Annotated in this window: 6 protein-coding genes; 2 read left to right on the top strand and 4 right to left on the bottom strand. The window is 73.1% G+C overall.

Annotated features, from left to right (window positions below; translation table 11 throughout):
* Nucleotides 1-208: 208 nt before the first annotated feature.
* Nucleotides 209-1,699, bottom strand: coding sequence for a S1C family serine protease (locus tag KBX53_RS21515; RefSeq protein WP_247675993.1), 1,491 nt, complete (start codon nt 1,697-1,699; stop codon nt 209-211).
* A 138-nt stretch (nt 1,700-1,837) separates the two neighbouring features.
* Between KBX53_RS21515 and KBX53_RS21510 the strand changes: the two genes are divergently transcribed.
* Together KBX53_RS21510 and KBX53_RS21505 are read left to right on the top strand one after the other, a co-directional pair.
* Entirely contained in the window at nt 1,838-2,395 is a 558-nt protein-coding gene (locus KBX53_RS21510; RefSeq protein WP_309140824.1) for a sugar O-acetyltransferase, read from the top strand.
* 45 nt (nt 2,396-2,440) lie between these two features.
* Complete coding sequence (locus KBX53_RS21505) at nt 2,441-3,079, top strand: dihydrofolate reductase family protein (RefSeq protein ID WP_030337550.1); 639 nt, start codon at nt 2,441-2,443, stop codon at nt 3,077-3,079.
* A gap of 21 nt (nt 3,080-3,100) precedes the next feature.
* Here the strand turns inward: KBX53_RS21505 and KBX53_RS21500 are convergent, their stop codons facing one another.
* The 3 genes from KBX53_RS21500 to KBX53_RS21490 all read right to left on the bottom strand — a co-directional run.
* Nucleotides 3,101-3,748 carry a nucleoside/nucleotide kinase family protein gene (locus tag KBX53_RS21500; RefSeq protein ID WP_210861255.1) on the bottom strand — a complete coding sequence of 216 codons (648 nt, stop codon included), beginning with the start codon at nt 3,746-3,748 and terminating at the stop codon, nt 3,101-3,103.
* Nucleotides 3,748-4,395, bottom strand: a complete 648-nt coding sequence (locus tag KBX53_RS21495) for an SIMPL domain-containing protein (protein ID WP_030337548.1) — start codon at nt 4,393-4,395, stop codon at nt 3,748-3,750. Before KBX53_RS21495 ends, KBX53_RS21500 begins: the two co-directional genes overlap by 1 nt.
* Before the next feature lie 10 nt (nt 4,396-4,405).
* A partial coding sequence (locus tag KBX53_RS21490) for a prephenate dehydrogenase/arogenate dehydrogenase family protein (protein WP_210861253.1) occupies nt 4,406-5,158 on the bottom strand: 753 nt, incomplete at its 5' end.

Genomic DNA, 5,158 nt, shown 5'->3' with positions numbered 1-5,158 from the left:
GTCACGCACACCCACCACGTCGGTCATGGCACCCACCCCCGGTTCCGGTCGCCGAAACTCGCCAACCGAATCTGCCGGGCAGACGGGTGACGGCGGTTCACCCGATCCGGGTGAACCGCCGTCCGGCGGAAGAAGCGGCGGGTGACGGAGCCGACCCCCTCGGCCCCGCCACCCGCCGCCGGAGGGAGGAAGCAGGTTCAGGTGGTGGTCAGGACGTCTCGGCGAGCGTGACGGTCACCGACTTCTCGGCGCCGTTGCGCTTGAACTGCACCTCGACCCGGTCGCCGACCTTGCCGGCCTGCACCGCGCCGACCAGGTCGTCCGAGTCGTTGACCGGCTTGTCGCCGAACCGGGTGACGACGTCGCCGCGCTGGAGGCCGGCCTTCTCCGCCGGGCTGCCCGGGGTGACCGACGCGACGAGCGCGCCGCCGCCCTCGGCCTGGTTGACGCCGACCCCGAGCGACGGGTGGCTGACCTTCTCGCCACGCTGGAGCTTGCCGGCGACGTCCTTGGCCTTGTTGCTGGGGATGGCGAACCCGACGCCGATGTTGCCGGTGCTCTGCCCGGAGGTCGCGATGGCGGTGTTGACGCCGATCACCTCACCCCGGGTGTTGACCAGCGCGCCGCCGGAGTTGCCGGGGTTGATCGGCGCGTCGGTCTGGAGCAGGCCGGAGATCGAGCTGACGGTCTGGCTCTGCTGCTGGCGCGGGTCCTGCGGCTGGCCCTCACCGGCGCGGATGGTGCGGTCGCGGGCGCTGAGGATGCCCGAGGTCACCGAACCCTGCAGGCCGAGCGGACTGCCCAGGGCGAGCACCTGGTCGCCGACCTGCATGGCGTCGCTGTCACCGAACTTCGCCGGCTTGAGGTCGCTCACCCCGCTGGCCTTCACCACGGCCAGGTCGGTCTTCGGGTCGGTGCCGATGATCTTCGCATCGGCGGTCTTGCCGTCGGCGAAGACCACCCGCACGGCGTCACCGGCGGCGGACGCGACAACGTGGTTGTTGGTCAGCACGTACCCGTCGGCGCTGAGCACCACTCCGGAGCCCTCACCGCTGTCGGTGGTGATCGAGACGACACTGTCCTGCACCGACGCGGCGATCTTCGGCAGGTCCGCGCCATTGATCACGGGGGCCGCGGAGTAGGTGCGGGTGATGCCGCCGCTGTCGCCGTCGAGGGCGAGCGCGAGCGCCCCACCGGCCACGCCGGAACCGAGCATCAGCGCGAACACCGCGACGCCGGCACCGGCGAACTTGGCGATCCGCCCCGGTCGGGGACCGCTGCCGGGCGGCGCGACCTGCGGGCCCCACGGCGGGACCGGCTGGCCCGGGTGCTGAGCGTGCAGACCGGGGTGCTGCTGGTGCTGCTGGTGCTGCTGGTGCTGGCCGTACGCCATGCCCGGCTGGCCCCCGCCGGCCCAGCCGGACTGCTGACCCGCGTACCAGGGGGCACCGGGGTAGTGACCGGCGGCCGGCTGTGGGTAGCCGGGCTGGCCGGGCGCCGGGTGACCGGAGACCGGGTACGGCGGCGCGGACGGGGTGGCGGCCGGGCGCTCGTAGCCGGTCGACGGCTCGTACCCGGTCGACGGGGCGGCGGCCGGGGCACCGGCGGGCGCGGCGGCCGTGGCTGAGGCGGGAGCCGGCGCGGAGAGCGCCAGCGTGAGCACGAGGCCGACGGCGGCCAATCTTCTTGTCTGATGCAACGGATCCTCCTGGTCAAGCGTCTTTGATACATGGGAGTCGCATTGACATCCCACAATTACATACTGGGTATGCAAAATGAAGTACAAAAAATGACGGACCCGCCACGAGCCGACGAACCGGGCCGGCATGATCGGGCGGTGACCTCCATGAAGGACAAGATGCTCGCCGGCGAGCCGTACCTGGCCGACGATCCGGACATCATCGCCGACCTGGCCCGGGCCGCCCGGCTGATGGAACGCTTCAACACCAGTCCCGCCGACGACCCCCAGGCCCGGATCGCGGCGCTGCGGGACCTCCTCGGCGAACTGGGCGAGGACACCTGGATCCGCCCGCCGTTCTACTGCGACTACGGCTGGCAGATCCGAATCGGCCCGCGCAGCTTCGTCAACTACAACGCCGTCTTCCTCGACGTCGGCCGGATCACCCTCGGCGCGGACGTCCAGGTCGGCCCGAACGTGCAGCTGCTCACCCCGACACACCCGGTCGAGCCCGGCCCGCGACGGGACAAGTGGGAGGCGGCCCGACCGATCACCATCGGCGACAACGTGTGGCTCGGCGGTGGCGCGATCGTGTTGGCCGGCGTGACGATCGGCGTGAACACCGTCGTCGGGGCGGGCGCCGTGGTCACCCGGGACCTGCCCGCCAACGTCGTGGCGGTCGGCAACCCCGCCCGACCCGTCCGTCAACTCGACTAGGGTGCGCCATCGAGGGCTAACTCGAGCGGGAACACGGAGGACAGCATGGGCACGATCCACATTGACCTGTTCGCGACACTCGACCTGGTCGCCCAGGCGCCGGGTGGTCCCGAGGAGGACCCCGAAGGCTTCCCGTACGGAGGGTGGCAGGCGCCCCTGTTCGACGAGACGGGCGGTCGCCAGGTCATGGACGGCATGCGGGGCATGGACGCGCTGCTCCTGGGCCGCCGGACCTACGACATCTTCGCCGCGTACTGGCCGCACCAGGCCGACGGCGTCGACGGCGGAATCGCCACCCTGTTCAACAGCATCCCGAAGTACGTCGCCTCACGCGGCAACCCGGATCTGGGCTGGGAGGGCTCGACACACCTCGGACCCGACCTGGCGACCGCCGTCCGGGCGGTGCGGGACAAGCACGAGAAGGTCCACGTGATCGGCAGCCTGAACCTGGTGCAGACGCTGCTGCACGAGCGCCTCTTCGACCAGCTCAACCTGTGGATCTTCCCCATCGTGCTGGGTGTCGGCAAGAAGGTGTTCGACGGCGGCGCGGTGCCCGCGAACCTGACCCTGCTCGAACCGCCAGCCACCTCCGGCAGGGGCGCGGTGCTCCTGCGGTACGGCCTCGCCGCCGGGACGCCCGGCACCGGGGACATGAGCCGCCCAGGACGCGGCGTCGAGCAGTAGCGCGTCCCGGCTGGCCCGTGGTCAGGCCGGCGGGGGCTCCGACAGGCGGACCACCAGGTCAGCCCGGTCGGCGGTGGGGGTGATCAGGGCCGCGTTCGCCTCGTCGCTGCCCAGCGCCCACGCCCGCGCCTGCTCCGGGGACCTACCGAACGCCTCGTGCCGCGCGGTCAGCCGGCGGTGCCGCACCTCGGCCTCCAGGTCGAGAAACCACGCCTCGTGCAGCAGCGGTCGGATCTCCTGCCAGGGATAATCCCGCAACAACAGGTAGTTGCCCTCGGTCACCACCAGCCGGACCGAGGGCAGCACCTCGATGGCGCCGGCCACCGGCTCCTCCAACTCCCGGCGGAACTCCGGGGCGTAGACCGACGTCGGTTCCAACCGGTGCAACCGGCGCAGCAGCGAGACGTACCCGTTGACGTCGAAGGTGTCCGCCGCGCCCTTGCGGTCGGCGCGGCCCAGGCGGACCAGCTGCGCCTGCGCCAGGTGGAAGCCGTCCATCGGCACCAGACAGGCGGCCGACCCGACCTCGGCGACGATCCGTTCCGCCAGGGTGGATTTCCCGGCCCCCGGCGCGCCGGCGATGCCGAGCAGTTGTCGCGGGCCCGCCTCGGCGAGCGCCTTCGCCCGCGCCACCAGCTCGTCGACGGAGAGCACCCGGGCCGGCGGCATCAGCCCAGAACCGGGTCGCTGATGGTGAACCGCGCCTGCACGGCCGCCTGCACGGTCTGCGGCTGCGGGTCCAGCTGAAGCTCCGGCGGACCGCCCGCGTCGGCGGCCCCGGCGAAGGCCGCACGGGCGAACATCGGCCGGTCGACGGGGCCCGCGTCGGCCAGCTCGATCAACGAGGTGACCCGCGCGCCCAGCGCCTCCGCGTACTCCCGGGCGCGCAGCAGCGCGTCGCTGATCGCGGCGTGCCGGGCCGCACGATGGGCGGGGCTGTCCGGACGGAGCTCCCACCACGGGCCGGCCACCTCGACCTGGTCCTGGTCGGCGAGCCGGAGCATCAGCTCACCCAGCGCGGTGAAGTCGGTGACGGTGACGGTGGTGGTGACACTGCCGTGCCAGGCGACCACCCGCTCACCCGAGCGCCGGGTCTCCGGCCACACCCGCAGGTCGCCGGTCTCCCGCCGGGCCACCGCCGGCCCGGAGCCGTCCAACAGCACCCGGACCGCCGCGGCCCGCTCGGCCAACCGGGTCAGCGTCGCCTCCCGGTCCCGGTCGCGGGCTGTCGCGGTGACCGCGAACCGGGCCAGCTCGGGCGGCACCTCCTGGTACGCCTCGCCGCGCACCTGCACCACCGGACCGTCCACCGCCATGCCCCTCAGCCTAGTCAGCCACGGGACGCCGCGCCGCGTAGGAGACAGTGTCCGCGTCGACGTGCAGACCGCTCAGATGGCCGCCGCTCACCCCCAGCTCCCGCAGCCAGGACACCTCTGCGGCGTGGTCACCACCGGCCGGGAACCGCCTGTCGTCCGCGTCGAACCGCCGGTCGCGCAGCGCCGCGCGGGCGGCGCGCGCCTCGTCGTACCGGGCGGTGAGCCCGGCGGCGTCGTCGGCGCGCAGCGCGGTGGTCAGGTCGTCCAGGAACCTGGTGACCTCGGCCAACTCCCGCAGCACCTGGTCCCGGTTGCCCAGCAGCATGTTGGCGGTCCGATCGGCCGGGGTCCCGGCGACCCGGGTGCCGTCGGAGAAGCTGCCGGCGGCGAGCGCGAGTATCGCGTCGCGCAGTGGTGCGCGCTGCACGGCACCGGCCAGCGCGCCGGCGAGCAGGTGCGGCACGTGTGAGGCGAGCGCGGCGGCCGAGTCGTGCTCAGTGGCCGACATCGGCACCACCCGGGCCTCGAAGTGCTCCACCAGCAGCGCGGCCAGCCAGCGGAACGCGGTGATCGCCGGCCCGGGGGCCGGACAGAGCACCCAGGCCGCGCCGGTGAGCAGGTCCGCCCGGGCGGCGGTCAGGCCGGCCCGGTCGGTGCCCGCCATCGGGTGGCCGGGCACGAACCGGTGCGTCAGCCCCTGCGCGGCGGCGAACGCCGCCACCTGTTCCTTGGTGCTGCCGACGTCGGTCAGCACACACCGCTC

The organism is Micromonospora sp. M51 (assembly GCF_018070305.1).
GTDB lineage: Bacteria > Actinomycetota > Actinomycetes > Mycobacteriales > Micromonosporaceae > Micromonospora > Micromonospora parva.
This window is presented reverse-complemented; position numbering and strand designations above follow the sequence as displayed.

Excerpts from the sequence above, each read along its gene's own strand:
- KBX53_RS21505 (WP_030337550.1), top strand. The coding sequence starts at position 2,441 with ATGGGCACGATCCACATTGACCTGTTCGCGACACTCGACCTGGTCGCC.
- KBX53_RS21500 (WP_210861255.1), bottom strand. The coding sequence starts at position 3,748 with ATGCCGCCGGCCCGGGTGCTCTCCGTCGACGAGCTGGTGGCGCGGGCG.
- KBX53_RS21495 (WP_030337548.1), bottom strand. The coding sequence starts at position 4,395 with ATGGCGGTGGACGGTCCGGTGGTGCAGGTGCGCGGCGAGGCGTACCAG.